The sequence below is a fragment of the Thioclava marina genome, assembly GCF_002020135.1.
Classification (GTDB): Bacteria; Pseudomonadota; Alphaproteobacteria; order Rhodobacterales; family Rhodobacteraceae; genus Thioclava; species Thioclava marina.
In genome coordinates this window covers 1,975,431-1,991,218 of sequence record NZ_MPZS01000001.1, presented here as the reverse complement: position 1 = coordinate 1,991,218, position 15,788 = coordinate 1,975,431, and the positions used below count along the sequence as shown (strand labels likewise).

The following is a 15,788-nucleotide window of genomic DNA, read 5'->3' as shown; positions in this document are numbered from 1 at the left end:
GGATGAAGGCGGCGCTCGTTCAGCTTTCGGTGACCGACGATCCGGCAAAGAACCTGCCGGTGACGCTCGATTTCATCCGCGAGGCCGCCGCAGCCGGTGCCGATCTGATCGCGACACCCGAATGCACGAATCTGATCTCGTCCGATCGCGCCTATCAGCGCGGTGTGCTCGAGCATGAATACCACGACCCGACCCTCGCCGCGATCCGCGCCGAGGCAGAGGCCCATGGCGTCTATATTCTGATCGGCTCGCTCTGCCTGAAGACCGAGGATGACGACGGCCGCTTCGCCAATCGGTCCTTCCTGATCGGGCGCAAGGGCGATGTGAAAGCCCGCTACGACAAGATCCACATGTTCGACGTGGACGTGTCCGAGACCGAGCGTTATCGCGAATCCGAAGGCTACCGCCCCGGACGCGAAGCGGTTCTGGCCGCCACGAAATACGCCGAGATCGGCATGTCGGTCTGCTACGATCTGCGCTTCCCGCATCTCTACCGCACGCTGGCGCAGGCCGGCGCGCAAATCCTCACGATCCCCGCCGCCTTCAACGACACGACCGGCAAAGCCCATTGGGAAGTGCTGGTGCGCGCCCGCGCAATCGAGAACACCTGCTTCGTGCTGGCGCCTGCGCAATGCGGCAGCCACGCCACCCACGGCGACAAGCCCCGCCGGACATGGGGTCATTCGATGGCGGTGGGCCCTTGGGGCGAAGTTCTTGCAGATGGCGGCGCCGAACCCGGTGTGACGCTGGTCGATCTTGATCTCGGGCAGGTCGATGCGGTGCGTTCTCGCATGCGTTCGCTCTTTCATGACCGGAGCTTCGACGGGCCATGAGTAGCGCAGAAACAGATCCGCTCGCCGCGACGCTCTTTGCCGAGGTCTTCATGGCCGATCAGCTCGCGCGCAACGTCGTCAGCCGCGCCCTGCCCAAAGGGATGGAAATCTCGCATTTCTCGGTGCTGAACCTGCTCGCTCATATCAACGAAGAGCGCACCCCTGCCCAATTGGCCGAAGCCCTTCATGTCACGCGCGGCGCGATGACCAACACTCTGGCAAAGCTCGAATGGGCGGGTCATGTGCATATCCGCCCCGACTGGGACGATGCGCGGCGCAAGTGGGTCTCTCTCTCACCCTCGGGCCGACGTGCCCGCGATGCGGCGCTGGCCTCGCTCATGCCGATCATTGGTGGCATCGTACGTGACCTGGGCCCCGACAAGGTCCGCGCAACCCTGCCTGTCCTGCGCGAATTGCGTGCCCGGCTGGAAGAAAACTGAGCGCAATAGTACCCGCCACCGGGAGACACGGCAGCGCTGAGTAAGCGAACGCCCGAACCGTACCGGGCGTGACATCACGATCTGGGAAACCGCGACACCGTCACCTGAAGACTATCGACTTCTTCGAACCGCGCGATTCGGGATGCCTGCGCTGGTACGCAGCTTTGCGACGACGCGCCGCGAGATGCTGATCCCCTCCGCGCGAAGTGCATCGCTCAATTCGCCATCATTGAGCGGGCGTACCGGGTCCTCTCCGGCGATCATCTGCTCGATCCGTGCCTTGATGGCCAGGCTGCCCTGCACCGGAGAGGCTTCCGCTTGTCGGCGAAGCGCGCGCGAGAAAAACTCTCGCAATGGCAGAACCCCCATCGCGGGCGTCGCGGCGGAAGAAGAACTCGCGAGCCGCCCCACCGTGCTTTCGTGAAGACCAAGTCGGCGCGCAGCTTCCCGGCGCGTGAAAACCCGCTGACCAACCGGGCCGTGAGAAAGAAACTGCGCCTGCTCACCGGCCAAAAGGCGACCAAGCGCCAGCAGGTTTTCATTGCGCGTCTCAAGGGCGCTGACGAGCCGAAGCGCCGCGCTTTTCTCCCGCGAGAACGACATTGCAGAGCTCGCGCCCTGTTTGAAGTCATTGATCTCCAGGCGCGGAAGGCTCTCGGGATTAAGTCGGGCAATCCAGCTGTCGCCCTCTCTTTCGAAGAGAAGATCGGCAATGCGCGTGCGTGCCGTGTCCGTCGAGAAACCGGCCGCAGGCCGCGGGTTCAGATCGCGCAGCCGGGCCAGAAGTGGAGCCAATTCGTCGGCTCCGAGGCCCGCCGCCTCCGCGAGCGCGGCGGGCCCTCGATCGGCAAGAACCGGAAGCGCGTCGAGCATCCGGCGCATCTGTGGTGAAATCTCTTCCTCTTCGGCAAGCTGCAGGGCGAGACATTCGCCAAGCGAGCGGGCAAAGAGGCCACGGGGCTCGATTGCCTGAAGCGCGGCAAGAACGGTTTCGACGCGCGCGGGCGTAACCCGCAACGTGGCGGCGATCGTCTCGACCGGCATCTCGAGAAAGCCGTTCGGTCCCATCGCATCGAGCAGGGCCAGCGCCACGGAACGATCTGACGTGCGCGGCACAAGACGGTCGATCTGGGCCAGCACATGCGCGCGCAACGACAGCCCGGGCGCGGCGATGTCGGCCACGCCGTCCTCCATTGCCGGGGGCATGCGCACCCTCAACCAAGGGTTATCGGAGGCAGCCTCGCGCAGGGTCTGCGCCAGTTCGAGATTGGAAAGCTCCAGAAAGCCGATCGCCCGATGCAGGTCTTGGGTAAGCTTTAACCCGGTATCGAGGCGTTGGGTGACTTTCTGGGTGAGTTTCATGTCTTCTTAACGTTGCGGCGGAAGAACTCGGCGAAGGCTCTTGCCACTCTGTCGTTGTCGAGCGCCCCGTCAAGCGAGGCCAACGCGGTCTCGGCCCGGTCGAGGGGCACGCGCTCGCCCCGATAGGCGATCAGAAGATCGTGGATGTAGCCGGGCTGGAATTCGGGGTGGAACTGCACCGAGAGTGCGGGAAAGCCGGTATAGACCAGCCCGCCATTGGGCGACGGATCGTTCGACAAAAGCCGCGCAGCGCCCGGAGGCAGCGCGGTGATCTGATCTTGATGGAAAGACAGGGCGGTGAGCGGATCGGGACCGAAGACCTCTGCGCCTTCCGGCGAAAGCATGTGCTCCTGCCGCCCGAGCATCCAGCCTGCCGCGGATTTCTCGACCGTCCCGCCGAAGGCCTGCGCCATCACCTGATGACCGAAACAGACCCCCGCCACCGGGCGATTGCGCGCGCGCAACTCGCGCAGGAAGACCTCGAGCGGGGCGATCCAGTCATGGTCTTCATAGACGCCCGCGCGCGACCCGGTCACGAGATAGGCGTCATAGAGATCGGGATCTTCGGGGAGCGCATCGCCCCCTGCGACGAAAATGTTGTCGAACGTCGCCTCGGGCAAGGCCGGCGCCAGCCAGCGCTCGAACATCCCCGCATAGGTGCCATGGGCGGGCCGGAACGCCTCGGCGGGGCGATCGGCTTCGAGAATACAAAGTTTCATTGTCGTCCTGAGGATAGGTCGGCCGGGACGCGCAGCACCCCGGCCGGGAGAAGTCAGCTCAACTCGATCCAGACCGATTTGGTCTGCGTGTATTGCGTCAGCGCCTCGAGGCACTTGTCGCGCCCGTTGCCCGACTGCTTGAACCCGCCCCACGGCGTCGTGGCATCGCCCGCCTCATAGGCGTTGACCCAGACGATCCCCGCCTCGACATCGCGGGCGAAGCGATGCGCGTTCTTCACATTCGAGGTCCAGATCGCGGCGGCCAGCCCGTAGATCGTGTCGTTCGCGGTCTCGATCGCATGGTCGAGATTGTCCACCGGGATGATCGAGGCGACCGGGCCGAAGATTTCCTCCTGCGCGATCTTCATCTTGTTCGACACATCGGTGAACAGCGTCGGCTCGACGAAGCAGCCCGCGTTGAACTGGGCCGGGACATTGCCGCCGAAGGCGAGCTTGGCCCCTTCCTTGCGGCCCGCCTCGATATAGCCCAGCACGCGCGATTGCTGTTCGGGCGTGACCAGCGGCCCCATCGTGGTGTCGGGGTCGAGCGGATCGCCGGGAATGTGCATGTCTTTTGCTGCCTCGGTGAAAAGCGCGATATATTCGTCATAGACCGCGCGCTCGACGAGGATGCGCGAGCCGGCCGAGCAGACCTCGCCCTGATTGCCATAGATCCCCGCGACGCCGGTCGCGGCGGCCTTCGCCAGATCCTCGCAATCGGCCAGCACGATCTGGGGCGACTTGCCGCCGCATTCGGTGCTGACCCGCTTCATGTTCGACTGGCCCGCATAGATCATCATCAGCTTGCCGACCTCGCCCGAACCGGTGAAGCCGATCTTGTCCACGTCCATGTGAAGCGCCAGCGGCTTGCCGGTATCCTCGCCAAAGCCGGTGACGACGTTGAAGACGCCATCGGGCCCGCCCGCCTCGGAGAACAGTTTCGCCAGAAGCAGTGCCGAGAGCGGCGATTGCTCGGCCGGTTTCAGCACGATGGAGTTGCCGACGCTCAGCGCGGGCGCGATCTTCCATGCGGCCATCATCAGCGGGTAGTTCCACGGCACGACGAGCCCGCAGACCCCCAGCGGCTGGCGCAGGATGTAATGGAGCGCGTCGGCATTGGTGTTGGTCACCACGCCCTCCATCTTGTCGATCACCTCGGCGAAGAAGCGGATCGTCATCAGCGAGCCGGGAATGTCGATGTTGAACATGTCCGAGATCGGCTTGCCCATGTCGAGCGTATCGAGCAGCGCGAAATCCTCGGCATGTTCCTCGATCAGATCGGCGAAACGGCTCATCACCGCCATCCGCGCGGTGGGCTCCATCCGCGACCAGACGCCCGATTTGAACGCCTTCTTCGCGGCTGCGACTGCGCGGTCCACATCCTCGGCACTGCCGCGCGCGACAGCGGCCACAACCTGCCCATTGGCCGGGTTGATGGTTTCGAATTTGGCGCCCGACGCCGCATCGACGAACTTGCCGTCGATGAACATCCGCGTTTCGGGCGCGAGTGCGGCGGCGCGAGCCTGCCAGTCCTTCAGAGTCATGGTCATTGGCGTTCCCTCCATGTCGTTATTTTTTGCGCTCGCGCGTCGCGATGACCGCGACCACGATGAGAATGAGCGACAGAAGCACGATGATCGTGCCCACCGCGTTGATTTCCGGCGTCACGCCGCGGCGCATCGTCGAGTAGATATACATCGGCAGCGTGTTGTCGCGCCCGGTCAGGAAGAAGGTCACCGGGATCTCGTCGAAGCTGAGAACGAAGCTCAACAGCCCCGCCCCGATGATCGCCGAGCGGATATTCGGCAAGGTGATGTCGATGAAGCTGCGCCAGGGCGAGGCGCCCAGATCGAAGGCCGCTTCCTCGAGCGACGGCGGCAGGCGTTGCAGCCGCGCATAGACCTGCGTGACCACCACACCCAGAAGCGCGGTCGCATGGCCCAGGATCACCGTCTCGAGGCTCAGCGGAAAGCCCATCAGCTTGAACATGTTGAGCATCGAGATACCGGTGACGATCCCCGGCAGCGTGATCGGCAGCAGGATCAGCCTGCGGAACACGGATTTGCCGGGGAAGTCGAACTTGTGCAGCACCATCGCCGCCGGTACGCCCACCGCGAGGGTCACGACCGTCGCCAGCGTCGCGACATAGAAGCTGTTGCCGATCGCCGCGATCAGGTCGGAATTGCTCCACAGCTTGCGATACCAGTCGAGCGTGAACCCCGAGAGCGGCCAGGTAAGCGAGCGCGAGTCGTTGAAGGAAAACGCGATCAGGACCCAGATCGGGATGTAGAGAAACGCCATCAGGATTGCGACGAAACTCATGAAGGCCGTGTCGGCACCAAAACGCGACAGGAGGCCGGGTGTTTTCTGTGCCATGGTCAGACGCCTCCCGTCATGCCTTTGCGCTCCATCCGGTCGGAGAGGGAGACGATGGTGAGAACGACGACGAGCATCACGATCGCCAGCGCCGAGCCCAGCGGCCAGTTCAGTGCCGCGCCGAACTGCGTGGCGATCACGTTGGCGATGAGGTTGCCGTCAGGCCCACCCACGAGGAAGGGCGCGATGAAGTCCCCGAAGGAGAGACAGAACGTCAGCGTGAACCCCGCCGCGACACCGGGCAGCGACAAGGGCAGCGTGACCGTCCAGAAACTGCGCCACGGCCCCATCCCGAGATCGGCCGAGGCTTCCGTCAGGTTGGTCGGGATCTTCTCGAGCGCGGTGTAGATCGGCATCACCATGAAAGGGATGAAGATATAGGTGAGCGTCACCACCATCGCGAACTGGTTGTAGAGAAACAGGCTCGACGGCTCATTGATGATCCCGAGCGACATCAGGAAGGAGTTCAGGACGCCCTCGGTGCCGAGGATCGTCTTCCAGATATAGGCCCGCAGCAGGTAGCTCACCCACAAGGGCGCAATCACCGCCATGTAAAGCCAGGTCCGCAGCGCCGCCGAACGGCAGCGGAAGACGAGGTAATAGGCGAAGGGATAGGCCAGCAGGAAGGAGGCGGCCGAGACCAGCACCGAGATCTTCAGCGTGCGCAGGAAGACCCGCACATATTGGGGGTCGGTGAAGATCGTGATGTAGTTCCCGAACTGGAAGGCCGGGATGAAGGTCGGGTATTTCTTCAGCCAGAAGGAATAGGTGACGATGATCCCGTAGGGCAGCAGCATGAAGAGCGCGATCCACATGAGCGGGATGCCCATCACCAGCATGCCTGGAAGGTTGCGGCGCAGGAAGCTCATGGCGTCACCGTCCCTTCGAAGACGAAGACGTTATGGGCCGCCACGCCCAGGCGAACCGGCGCGCCGGATTGCGGCAAGGTCGAATGCGAGAGCTTATCGGGCAGCAAGGTGTCGGCGTCGATCTTGCTGCCATCGGCGAGCGTCACCGAAATCCGCAGGCCCAGCCCGTAATAGATAACCTCGGCGATGGTGCCCTCAAAAACGTTATCGGCGGTCTCACCCTCTGCGAGGAGTTTCACCTTCTCGGGGCGCACGCCAACGGTGACGGTCGCGCCTTCGCTCAGCGTGACATCGGGATGGGCGGTGATCTGCGTACCGCCCGCCGCGATCGTCGCGACCCCGCCCGAGAGCGCGCTGACCTTGCCGGGAAGAAAGCTCGTCGTTCCGATGAAATTCGCGACATAGGGGCTCGCCGGATGATCGTAGAGATCCTGCGGGCGGCCTTCCTGGGCGATCCTGCCCTTCTCCATCACGACCACGCGGTCCGACATAACCAGCGCTTCGGTCTGGTCATGGGTCACCATGATGAAGGTGATGCCGACCTTTTCGTGCAGGTGCTTGAGCTCGATCTGCATCTGCTCGCGCAATTTCGCATCGAGGGCCGAGAGCGGTTCGTCGAGCAACAGGACCTTCGGGCGGCGCACGATGGCGCGGGCAAGCGCGATCCGCTGGCGCTGCCCGCCCGAGAGCTGCTGCGGGCGCTGGTTGAGCTTGTCATAGAGACCCACCAGCATCAGCGCATCCTTCACGCGCGTGCGCACCGTATCCTTGTCGAGCTTGAAGGTCTTGAGACCGTAAGCCACGTTCTCGCCGATCGTCATATGCGGAAAGAGCGCGTAATCCTGAAAGACCATGTTGACCTCGCGCTTGTAGGGCGGGTCGAAGGTCACGTCCTTGTCGGCGAGCCGGATCGCTCCCCCGGTCGGTTCCTCGAACCCGCCGATCATGCGCAGGAGGGTGGATTTGCCACAGCCCGAGGGCCCCAGAAGCGTGACGAATTCGCCGTCCTCCACGGTGAGAGACACGTTATCCACGCCGATGATGGTTGGACTGTAATGTTTGGAGATATTCTCCAACTCGATGATTGCGGCCATGTCGCCTTGTTCCCTGCTAGTCCGGAAACGGGCGCCCCCTCCCCGGTCGCCTGTTTCCCTGATCCCTGAGGCGACCCCACTTCCGGGGTCGCCGAGCTTTCGCGGTGTTATTGGGCCTTCACGGCGTTCCAGGCATTGGTATAGGCCTCGAACCGATCGCCCAGCGGCGTCCAGATCAGCAGGCTGTCGAGATAGGCGGGGTCATCCTGATGGAGCGCCGCGAACTGCTCGGGCGTCATGCAACTTTTGGCCGCCGAGGCATTCGCCGCGGAGTAGCCGTTGACATTGGCCACGCCGCACTGACCGAGTTCGGAGAGCTGCATGTTGAGGAACTTGTAGGCGCATTCCTTGTTCGGCGTGCCCTTCACCACCATCCAGCTGTCGAGCCAGCCTTCGGCCCCCTCTTTCGGGATGAACTCGGTGACCTTCACGCCTTCATCGGCCAGCAGGCTCGATTGATAGCCTGCCCAGGTGTTCGAGATCACGACCTCTCCCGCCTTGTAGAGATCGACCAGTTCGCCCGCCGTCGCCCAGTATTTGCGGATCAGCGGCTTTTGTTCGACGAGCGTCTTCTGCGCGGCCGCGATCTGCTCGTCGGAGAGCGAATAGATGTTCATGTCACCGTTCTTGCGCGCCGCGACATAGATCGCGCTCTTGTCGTCCCAGAGCGAGATCTTGCCCTTGAGATCCTCGCGCCACAGATCCGCGATCGAGGTCGGCGGCGTGTCGAAGGCATCGTCGCGATACATGAAGGCGATCGCACCCCAGCTATAGGGCATCCCGTAATATTCGCCGTCCTTCTGGATCCCGTCGAGGGCAAGGAACTTCGGATAGATATCGTTCCAGCCTTCGATCTTTGCCGTATCGAGAGGCTCGACGAAATCGAGGTCGATCATCAGCTTGGTCGTGTCGATCGACGGGGTGATCAGGTCATAGACGCCGCCGCCAGCCATCAGCTTCGGGGCGAAGTCGTCATTCGAGCCGACATAGGTGGCGTTCACCTGGCAGCCCGAGGTCTCCTCGAATTTCGAGATGAAGGAGGGGTCGGCATAGCCTTCCCAGGTCAGCACGTTGATCGTGCCTTCCGCCAGCACCGGCGATGCGGTGAGGGCGAGCAGGCCAAGCGTGCCGAGCATCGTCTTCTTGATAGTCATGTCTTCTCTCCACTGTTGGTTTTTTTCGGCCGTTTACGGCTCTTTTCGGGTCTTTCGGGAAATGGTGCCGATATCGACACCAAGGGCGGCAGCAGCCTTGCGTTTGCTGCCATGCACACGGATCGCGTCTTCGATGATCCGCAATTCGTATTCGCTCACCGCCTCGCGCAGGCTGGTGCCTTCGGAAAAGGCGACGGCCTCCGAGGTGGCGGGTTTGCCGGTGGGGCGCGCGCTCTGCGCAGGGTCGAGCGCCATGAGACGCCGCGGCAGTTCTTCCTCGTCATCGCCCAGCACCGAGATCTGCTGCATCAGGTTCCACAGCTCGCGGATATTGCCCGGGTAGTGATAGGCCCGCAGCCGTGCGCGCAGATCGTCGGAGAGCTGAAGCGGGACCGAACGGCGCTGGTTGATCGCGGTGAGAAAGCGGTCGATCAGGTGATCGAGCAGTTCCGGCACTTCGCGCAGCGGCTTCATCGGCATGTTCACGACCGCGAGCCGGTAATAGAGATCGGTGCGGAAACGGCGATCCTCGGACATTTCCAGAAGGTCGCGATTGGTGGCCGAGATCACCCGCACGTTGACGCGGCGCGGACGGGTTCCTCCGATCCGCAGGATCGTGCCCTCTTCGAGGAAGGACAGCAATTTGGCCTGCAGGGGCAAGGGGATCTCGCCGATCTCGTCGAGAAAGAGCGTACCGCCCTCGGCTGCCTCGATCAGGCCCTTCTTGCCCTCGGTCGACGCCCCGGTGAACGCGCCCTTCTCATAGCCGAACAGCTCGGATTCAAAGAGGCTTTCGGGGATCGCGGCGCAGTTGACCGCGATGAACGGGTCCACGCCATTGGCGACGAAATTGTGCAGATGACGTGCGATTTCCGTTTTCCCGACGCCGGATTCCCCGGTGATGATGACCCGCGCGCCCTGCAAGAGCGCGCGTTCCCCGCGCGAGATCATCCGGTCGAGCCAGGGCGAGATCGCCCTCTGCCGGGCGAAATCGGGTCGCATCCGGCGTTCGGTCGCGCTGGTGAATGTCGGGGCGGAGCGCGCGCCGGTCGCCTGTCTGCGGGCATGGTCGAACACCGCCAGATCGCGCAGCGTGATGACGTGGCCCTCACTGGCGCCGGTCGTCGAAATTCGCCGCAAGGTGATGAAGACCGCTCCGGTCGCTTCGCCGCGCAAGATGAGATTACCGGTTCGGCCTGCTTCAAGCATCTCTCCCAGCAGTGTCCAGTTCAGCGCGGAAAGGTCGTTGAATTTGGCGAACTCGATCCCGGTCATCTCTGCGGCGCTGAAACCGCATAATGCGGCGGCCTGACGGTTGGCGAAGGCAATCGAATGATCGGGGTTGAGAACGATGAGCCCGTCGGCCAGCGCGTCGAGCGCCTGATCGAGCGGGCGGGGCGGTGTCGCGGAGCTTTGCTTCATCGGCTTCCCCTCCATCACCGTCCCCGCGCCCTGAACGGGGTCACCTTGGCGAGTTCGCCGTCCTGCGAGATCGGCCCGAGCCGCGCGCGCAGGCTCAGAACAAGGCACTCCGTCTCCCGCAAGGCCACGCAACGCGCAGAGAGTTCGGCGCGGATCGGGCGATCGGGATTGCGCAGAAGGGTCGGGTAAATCCCGCTCGGATGACCGGGCAGATGATGGCCCGCATCGGCGAAGATTTCCGCGAGCGGCACGGGAAGCTCGATCAGGTCATCGAGACTTCTCGCGGGAAGAAGGTCGGGATTGAGGTCGAGCAATTCCTCGGCGCTGGTATTGATGCGCAGGATGCGGGCGTCGCGATCGACGACCAGAACCGCGTCGGGCAGCGCATCGAGGATCGCCTCCAGAGTGTCGATCTCGTCGCGCAGAACCGCCGCGCGGCGGGCATGTTTCGAGACATCGCGCACCGTGCCCCACATGCGGTGCAGGAAGTTGCCCCGGATGTGCCCGCGCACGTCGTTCTCGACCTCGATATAGACGCCGTCATAACGCAGATCGCGCGAGGGCGAGGCATTGACATCGAAGCTCGCGCGGATCAGGCGGCGCACGAAATCCTCGTTCTCGGGCGAGCGCGGGAAAGTCTCGTGCACGGGGAGCGCGTTGAAGTCCTTGCCTTCGGGCGTGCGATAGAGCCGCGCCATCGCATCGTTGCAGAACCGCCAATGCGGGCCGTTCTCGAAGACCTGACGGATGATCTCCTGTTCGGGGGCCGAGAGGTCCACGGGCTCCGCCCATTCCATGCACCATCCCGCATCGTCGGAGGCTGCGAGGATCGACTCGAGGATTTCCTTTTCCTCGGCGAGGTTCGCAACCTCTCCGAGCGCCCCGCCCGCGGGCCATTTCACCGAGCGCAGGCAAAGCCCGTGCTCGGGGTCGGTAAAGCGCGTCACGATCGCGGTGACGCCGAGCCGCGCGCCCTGCTGCGTGCGCATCTCAAGCGCGATGACATGCGGCCCGGCGGTGGTCTCGGTGAAGACCTCTTCAAGCCGTTTGCGGGAGTCGAGCGGATAGACCGCCGACCATGGCGCGTCCTCGACCGCGCCCGGCGAGAAGCCGAGCACGGTTTCTTGCGCAGCGCATGCAGACACGATCCGTCCGTCCCGGCTGAGAACGTCGATCATCTCGGTCTCTGGTCTGGTTGGATCTGTCATGCTCTGGGCTCCTATGCGGGGGTCAACGGGTTACGGCACGCAATGCAGGTATTGCTCCACATCCCAATTGGTGACCTCACGCAGGAAGCGTGTCCACTCATCCTGTTTGTATTCGTCGAAGACTTCGTAGAGCCGACCCGGAAGTGCCGAGCGAATGACCTCGTCTTCCTTGAGCGCGTCGAGCGCGTCCCGAAGATTGAGCGGAATGAGTTTGACCTCCCCACCCGACTGCCAGACCTCGGTCACGTTGCGCGACTCGGGCGCGCCCGGGTCGATTTTGTTGCGGATGCCATCATCCATCGCCTTCAGCAGCGCGCCGCAGAACAGATGCGGGTTGACCATGCTGTCCACCGCGCGGAACTCGAACCGGTCGGGCGAGGAGATGCGCACCGTGCAGGAGCGGTTCTGCAGGCCCCAATTCGCCCCGATCGGCGCCCAGAGACCGTAGTCGTTGAACCGGCGATAGGAGTTCACGGTCGACGCACCGATACAGGTCAGCGCGTTGATATGCTTGAGCGAGCCACCCAGAACATGATGCCCGAGCTCCGTCGGCAGCCAGCCGCCTTCGGTGTTCTCGAACTCGTTCACGCCGCCCTTGGAATACATCCAGTTCTCTTCCATGCCCGGCAATTCGCCCGGCACGATGTCCTGCACCTCGCGTTCGCCGCCGGTCCAGATCGAACAGTTGTGGTGACAGCCATTGGCCGCGTAACCCATGAAGGGTTTCGCCATGAAACAAGCGATCAGCCCACGCTGGCGCGCGACCTCGGCGCAGATCTGGCGATAGGTCGTCATCCGGTCGCAGGTCGGCAGCGCGTCGTCGAACTGGTAGTTGAGTTCGATCTGGCCGGGCGCGTCCTCGCAATCGCCCTGGATCATGTCGAGCCCCATCGCGCGGGCGTAGTCGGAGACCTGCATCCAGATATCGCGGGCGCTCTCGAACTGGCCGATGTGATAGGCGAGCGGCTCGGTCACGCCGGAATAGGGGCGCACCTCGCCGGCCTCGGGCTTGAGCCAGAGCATCTCGGGCTCGAGGCCCACGCGCAGATGCAAACCGTTATGGGCCTCGCGGAACTCGCGGTCGAAACGCTTGAGGTTCCCGCGGGTGTCGTATTCGTAATACTGGCCGGGGAAATTCGGATCCTCGAGGCTGTAGAACAGCGTGCAGAAGACACGCGCGACGCGCTTGTCCCAGGGGAGCTGGACGAACGTGTCGGGGTCGGGCAGCGCGATGCATTCCATCGCGTTGGAGTCAAAGCCGATGAGGTTGCCCTTGAAGTCGGGCAGCACGTTGGTGACGCCGCCCATCCAGGTCTGAACACCCTTGCGCGCCTGCGTCTCCCAGTGACGTGCCGGAGCGGCCTTGCCCATCACCCGGCCGGTGATCGAGATGTATTGATAGTAGATGTAATCGACCCCGAGCGCGTCGATCTTCTTGCGCACCCGTTCGACCAGTTCGGCCCGGCCGGGTGCATCGACTTCGCGGTGATAATCGGTATCGGTAGTCATTCTTGGCTCCCTATTGGTTTTCTTGTGTCTCAGCCTTCGAGGTAGCGGGCGCGTTCTTCGGCGCTGACTGCCTTGGCGAGGCTGGTGTATTCGGCGCGGCAGGCGGCCGCGAAGTTCTCGGTGAAAGCGGCTCCAAAGATCCGCGCGGCATCGTCGCTCGCGGCAAGTCGCTCGGCGGCCTCGGCGAGATCGCGCGGGAAGCGGCTTGCGCCTTCGGGGACGAAATCGGGATGCGCGGCGGCGCTCGGTTCGGGTGCGGGCAGGTCGCGCTCGATCCCGTCGAGCCCCGCGCCCAGCATCAGCGCCATCGTCAGGTAAGGATTGCAATCGGCGGGCGGCACCCGGAATTCGAGCCGCGCGCGCGCGCCGGAATGCGGCACCGAACGCACCGCGACGGTGAAGGGATATTCCGCCCAGGTGAGCGATTTCGGAGCCCAGCTTCCCGGCGCAAGGCGGCGATAGGCATTCACGCTCGAGGTGCACATGGCGAAGGCCTCGGGCACCACCGACATCATCCCGGCAATGAATTTCTTCGCCAGATCACTGGTCTTGCCATCGGGCGAAGCGAAGACGTTCGCGCCGGTTTTCGCATCGCGCAAGCTCATCGAACAATGGCCGCCGATACCGGGATAGTCCGCGCCCATATAGGGCATGAAGCTCACCGTTTTGCCCTGCTTGCGGGCGTAGGAGCGCGCGGCCAAGCGCAGGAAGCTCGCGTCGTCGGCAGCGCGCAGCCCCTCGGTCGCGGCAGTCGTGGCTTCGAGACAGCCCGGCCCCAGCTCGACGCTCAGCGCATAGAGCGAGACGTCATGACCAAGGATTTCGGCCTCCATGCCGGCGATGAATTCGGCATGGGTATTCGCGGTGGCGCCCGACCAGCATTTGTTGTCGGGGGCGAATTTCGCAAGCCCCGCGAAGTCTTTCTCGCGCGCGGTCGTCGCGTCTTCCTCAAGCACGATCAGCTCGAATTCGAACGCGGCATCGACCTTGAACCCCATCGCCTCGGCGCGCTCCAACTGGCGGCGCAGCACCTGGCGCGGCATCAGCTCCTTCGCCTCGCCCGACAGCTCAGCGATGACCGTGACCGCATAGGGCTCGGAGGGGTTCGCGCGCATCGAGGTAGGGTCGATCTCGACCGTCTCGGTGAAATAGGAACTGCCGCCGAAGAGATTGTCGCCGCTGTCCCAATAGGCCAGCACATTGGCGAAACGCGCATCCCCGGCCCAGTCGAGGAACTGCGCCTTGCGCAACCGGCGTTCGCGCAGGACCGAGGCGTAATCGAACTGGCCGACATGCACGATCTCGGCGTCGAACTTGGCGAGGGCGGCTTCGAGGGGGTCGTTCATCTGGGGGCTCATGCGGTTTCTTTCGGGGTGAGCGCGGCCATCAGGCGGGCGCGGTGTTTGGCAATCAGTGCGGGCGGAGCGCCAAGGCCGATCACGCCGGTCAGCGCGCCGTCGCGGGCGTATTCGACGATCACGGGGGCCTCGCCGATCTGGCTCAGATCGCCTTCGACAACGGTTTGCGTCTCGGCCAGCGCCGGGGCGCCGAAGGCCTGAACGCGCATGCCGTATTGGTCCGACCAGAAGCTCGGCAGCGGCGAAAATCCGGGTTCGGGCGTATCGCCCGCCTCAAGCGCGGCGATGGTCTGGGCGGCGCGTTTGGCGGTGAAGCCGGGGATGCACCAATGCTCGACCCGGCGCGGCACATCGTCGAACAGCGGATTGGCAAAGCGTGCGATGTCACCGACCGCGAGCAGGTTCGGCGCGCCAATCGCCCGCATCGTGTCATCGACCAGAACGCCATCGCTGAGATCCGCGCCGCTCCCGGCAAGCCATTCCGTGTTGGGCAGCGAGCCGAGCGCCTCGACGATCACATCGGCCTCGATTTCCTTCCCGTTGTCGAGGATCACACGGCCCGGCTGGAACGCTTCGACCATGCGCCCGGTAAGCAGCGTCACCCCATGGCGCCGGTGCAAGGCGGCCATCGCAGCCGCGACACGCGGGCCGAGCGCGCGCATCATGGGCTGCGGCCCGGGCTCGACGATCGTGACATGCAGGCCCAGCTTGCGCGCGGTCGCGGCGATCTCGCAGCCGATGAACCCCGCCCCGATCACCGCCAGACGCTTGCCCGGTTGCAGCATCGGCGCGAGCGCGCGGGCGTCGTCGAAGCGCCGCAGGACATGGCGGATGTCTTCGTTTCCGGGAAGTGGCAACCGGCGCGGCCGGATGCCGGTCGCCGCGATCACCCAGTCCGAGCGGACGAGAGAACCATCGGCAAGACGCACACCGGCATTCTCGAAACCCGTCGCGGCCACGCCGAGACGTATCGACACGTCTTCCGGTGTCAGCTTCGAACGCAGCAGGAGCTTGCCGAAAGCCTCGGTTTCATCCGCATCGCCCCCTGCGAAGCTCTCCATCACGTCCTTCGACAGGGGCGGTCGGTTGTAGGGCGCATGCGGCTCGTCGCCGATCAGCGTGAGCTGCGCCTGCGGAAGCGCCGCCTTCAGCGCTTCGGCCGTGCGCAGCCCCGCGAGCGAGGCGCCGACGACGGTGATCCGGGGCCCTGCCATGACCGATCAGCCGAGGATGATGGCCTGCTCGGGGCAGGCATCGGAAGCGGCTTCGGCATCGGCAACCTGAGAGTCGTCGATCACCTCGACCCAATGGAGATCGCCACTGTCGTCGAAGGAGAAGATCTCCGGCGCGGCGATCACGCATTGCCCGTGCAGCAGGCAGATATCCATGTTGACGTGAACTTTCATCTTACTGGTCCCTCTTGCAATTTTTCGGCTGGATTTGC

15 protein-coding genes are annotated in these 15,788 nt (G+C 64.0%); 2 read left to right on the top strand and 13 right to left on the bottom strand.

The window, feature by feature from the left end; genetic code table 11:
- Positions 1-2 precede the first annotated feature (2 nt).
- On the top strand, positions 3-833 hold the full coding sequence (locus BMG00_RS09660) for a carbon-nitrogen hydrolase family protein (RefSeq protein ID WP_078574145.1): 831 nt from the start codon (positions 3-5) through the stop codon (positions 831-833).
- Positions 830-1,273, top strand: a complete 444-nt coding sequence (locus tag BMG00_RS09655) for a MarR family winged helix-turn-helix transcriptional regulator (RefSeq protein WP_078526811.1) — start codon at positions 830-832, stop codon at positions 1,271-1,273. Before BMG00_RS09660 ends, BMG00_RS09655 begins: the two co-directional genes overlap by 4 nt.
- 111 nt (positions 1,274-1,384) lie before the next feature.
- Here BMG00_RS09655 and BMG00_RS09650 read toward each other — a convergent pair whose 3' ends face one another.
- From BMG00_RS09650 to BMG00_RS09590, 13 genes are all read right to left on the bottom strand, one after another.
- Positions 1,385-2,635 (bottom strand): RNA polymerase factor sigma-54, encoded by a 1,251-nt coding sequence (locus BMG00_RS09650; RefSeq protein ID WP_078574144.1) that lies wholly within the window; start codon positions 2,633-2,635, stop codon positions 1,385-1,387.
- Positions 2,632-3,354: a type 1 glutamine amidotransferase gene (locus tag BMG00_RS09645; protein ID WP_078574143.1), complete on the bottom strand. Its 723-nt coding sequence runs from the start codon at positions 3,352-3,354 to the stop codon at positions 2,632-2,634. Before BMG00_RS09645 ends, BMG00_RS09650 begins: the two co-directional genes overlap by 4 nt.
- 53 nt (positions 3,355-3,407) lie before the next feature.
- A complete protein-coding gene (locus tag BMG00_RS09640) occupies positions 3,408-4,904 on the bottom strand; it encodes an aldehyde dehydrogenase (RefSeq protein ID WP_078574142.1) in 1,497 nt (498 codons plus the stop codon).
- 19 nt (positions 4,905-4,923) lie between these two features.
- A complete protein-coding gene (locus tag BMG00_RS09635; protein ID WP_038073648.1) occupies positions 4,924-5,730 on the bottom strand; it encodes an ABC transporter permease in 807 nt (268 codons plus the stop codon).
- 2 nt (positions 5,731-5,732) lie between these two features.
- Entirely contained in the window at positions 5,733-6,599 is an 867-nt protein-coding gene (locus tag BMG00_RS09630; protein ID WP_078574141.1) for an ABC transporter permease, read from the bottom strand.
- Positions 6,596-7,693 (bottom strand): ABC transporter ATP-binding protein, encoded by a 1,098-nt coding sequence (locus BMG00_RS09625; protein WP_078574140.1) that lies wholly within the window; start codon positions 7,691-7,693, stop codon positions 6,596-6,598. The genes BMG00_RS09630 and BMG00_RS09625 overlap by 4 nt, the downstream gene beginning before the upstream one ends.
- 107 nt (positions 7,694-7,800) lie before the next feature.
- Positions 7,801-8,847, bottom strand: a complete 1,047-nt coding sequence (locus BMG00_RS09620; RefSeq protein ID WP_078526799.1) for an ABC transporter substrate-binding protein — start codon at positions 8,845-8,847, stop codon at positions 7,801-7,803.
- Positions 8,848-8,880: 33 nt separating this feature from the next.
- Complete coding sequence (locus BMG00_RS09615) at positions 8,881-10,269, bottom strand: sigma-54 interaction domain-containing protein (RefSeq protein ID WP_158521707.1); 1,389 nt, start codon at positions 10,267-10,269, stop codon at positions 8,881-8,883.
- A 14-nt stretch (positions 10,270-10,283) separates the two neighbouring features.
- On the bottom strand, positions 10,284-11,477 hold the full coding sequence (locus BMG00_RS09610) for a PAS domain-containing protein (protein ID WP_078574138.1): 1,194 nt from the start codon (positions 11,475-11,477) through the stop codon (positions 10,284-10,286).
- 30 nt (positions 11,478-11,507) lie between these two features.
- Positions 11,508-12,986: a glutamine synthetase family protein gene (locus BMG00_RS09605; protein WP_078574137.1), complete on the bottom strand. Its 1,479-nt coding sequence runs from the start codon at positions 12,984-12,986 to the stop codon at positions 11,508-11,510.
- 29 nt (positions 12,987-13,015) lie between these two features.
- Entirely contained in the window at positions 13,016-14,332 is a 1,317-nt protein-coding gene (locus BMG00_RS09600) for a type I glutamate--ammonia ligase (protein ID WP_158521706.1), read from the bottom strand.
- 8 nt (positions 14,333-14,340) lie between these two features.
- On the bottom strand, positions 14,341-15,558 hold the full coding sequence (locus BMG00_RS09595) for an NAD(P)/FAD-dependent oxidoreductase (RefSeq protein WP_078574135.1): 1,218 nt from the start codon (positions 15,556-15,558) through the stop codon (positions 14,341-14,343).
- 6 nt (positions 15,559-15,564) lie between these two features.
- Entirely contained in the window at positions 15,565-15,750 is a 186-nt protein-coding gene (locus BMG00_RS09590) for a ferredoxin (protein ID WP_078574134.1), read from the bottom strand.
- Between the last annotated feature and the right edge of the window lie 38 nt (positions 15,751-15,788).